The organism is Lyngbya aestuarii BL J (genome assembly GCF_000478195.2).
Taxonomy (GTDB): domain Bacteria; phylum Cyanobacteriota; class Cyanobacteriia; order Cyanobacteriales; family Microcoleaceae; genus Capilliphycus; species Capilliphycus aestuarii.
In genome coordinates this window covers 1-666 of sequence record NZ_AUZM01000318.1, presented here as the reverse complement: position 1 = coordinate 666, position 666 = coordinate 1, and the positions used below count along the sequence as shown (strand labels likewise).

The 666-nt window shown below is 45.8% G+C and carries 1 protein-coding gene; it reads right to left on the bottom strand.

Annotated features, from left to right (window positions below; translation table 11 throughout):
- Positions 1–666 (bottom strand): HAD-IC family P-type ATPase (locus tag M595_RS28325; RefSeq protein ID WP_023069975.1); only part of this gene is annotated, 666 nt, incomplete at both ends.

Sequence of the window (666 nt, the reverse complement as noted above, 5' to 3'; positions counted from 1 at the left end):
CCCGTTGACGGCTATCTCCGGTTAACAAATGAATCTCCATTCCGTAGCGGTTTTGTAATTCTTCAATTAACTCTAAACTTTCAGGACGCAAGGGGTCAGCATATTGTATCGCCCCCTGCAATTGACCGTTACAGGCGACATATATTAACGACATCCAAGCGGAATTTTCGGGCGAATTTTCGGTATCAGGTTGATCTAATCCTTCCAAACTAATCCCCTCTTGGGTGATAAATCTCCCGCTTCCCACCAAGACTTTTTGACCTTCGATTTCCGCCCGAATTCCCAAACCAACTTCATAATTCCAATCCACCCGGGGCGGTATTTCTATGTTTTGTTCTTGAGCGTAACGTACAATTGATTCTGCAACCGGATGAGTAATTCTTTGTTCGCTTGCTGCCGCATATTTGATCACGTCTTTGGCTGACATTCGCCCGGAAATTGTTTTCACCCCAACGACGGAAATATTACCTTGAGTTAGGGTTCCGGTTTTATCAAAAACAATGGTATCGAGTTCGGCTAATTGTTCTAAGGTGCGTCCGCTTCTAACTAAAATACCGTGTCGGGTGGTGTGGTTTAAAGCGCCTAAAAAAGCGGTGGGAATAGACACTCGAATTCCGGTGACAAAATCGAGAGTTAATATTGATGCGGCTCGGGCGGGGTCGCGGG